Here is a 1098-nt window from a genome sequence, read left to right as displayed (position 1 = left end):
CGTCGTCGGGGCTCTTCAGTCCATGGCTGGGAGCAAGTGTCCGCCGGATCCGGTGGGCGGGTGGGAGTCGCTATGGCGCCAGGCCCGGCGCGCCAGGCAGGCGCGGGGACGTGGTGACCATGGGGGACCTGGTGGCCGCACGGGGGTGGTGCGGCGGATGCTGGGTCCGGTGCCTGCTGTGGTGGAGTGTTTCCAGGACCGGCCGGAGATGGCACAGCTGGAGGCTGCCGCTGGCCGGACCGCGGTGGTGGGCCAGTTGCTGGTGGGGATGGGCGGGGTGGGCAAGTCCCAGCTGGCCGCGCGCTATGCCCGTGATGTGTACGAGGCTGGGCGGGTGGATGTGCTGCTGTGGGTCACGGCCGTCTCGCCCGAGGCGGTGACCGACGCCTACGCTCACGCCGCCGCGCAGATCCTGGGCGCCGACAGCACGGACCCGCAGGCCGCCTGGCGGTTCCGGAACTGGCTGGAACTGCCGCCCGGTGAGCGGCAGGGGGGTCCGGTTGCTGGGGCGCGGTGGCTGGTCGTGCTCGATGATGTCCCGGATACCTCGGCGGTGGCCGGGCTGTGGCCGCCGGACGTGCCGCATGGCCGCACGGTGGTGACGACCCGGAACCAGGACGCCTCGCTCCTCTCCGGCCGGGCACGCGTCGATGTGGGGCTGTTCTCCCGGGAGCAGGCGGTCGCTTATCTGACGGAGAAGCTCGCCAGATCCGGTCGTGTGGATGAGGCGGGGGAGGTCGCGGGGCTGGCTGAGGATTTGGGGCGGCTGCCGCTGGCTTTGGCGCAGGTGGTGCCGTTTATGCTCAACAAAGGGCTGGACTGTGCTGGTTACCGGCGGCGGCTGGCTGACCGGGCCAGGACGCTTACTGATGTGCTGCCGCCGCAGGGCGGGCTGCCTGACCAGCACAGCCGCACGGTCGCCGCGGCCTGGGACCTGTCCATCGAGCTGGCGGACGAGCAGTCGCCGAAAGGTCTGGCCCGGCCTTTGCTGCATCTGCTGTCGTTGCTGGACCCCAACGGCATTCCCGCCCCGGTGCTCACCGGCGGACCCGTCCAGACTCACCTGGCTGCCCACCGGCCCGCCACCAGCACCAGCCC

1 protein-coding gene is annotated in these 1098 nt (G+C 71.8%); it reads left to right on the top strand.

Annotated elements, in window-relative coordinates; all coding sequences use genetic code 11:
* Positions 1-208 precede the first annotated feature (208 nt).
* Positions 209-1098 (top strand): NB-ARC domain-containing protein (locus JK356_RS21460; RefSeq protein ID WP_236671723.1); only part of this gene is annotated, 890 nt, incomplete at its 3' end.

It is taken from the genome of Streptomyces sp. 7-21, assembly GCF_016741785.1.
Classification (GTDB): domain Bacteria; phylum Actinomycetota; class Actinomycetes; order Streptomycetales; family Streptomycetaceae; genus Streptomyces.
Note: the sequence above shows the minus strand (reverse complement) of the source record. Positions and strands in the feature narration are given on the sequence as shown.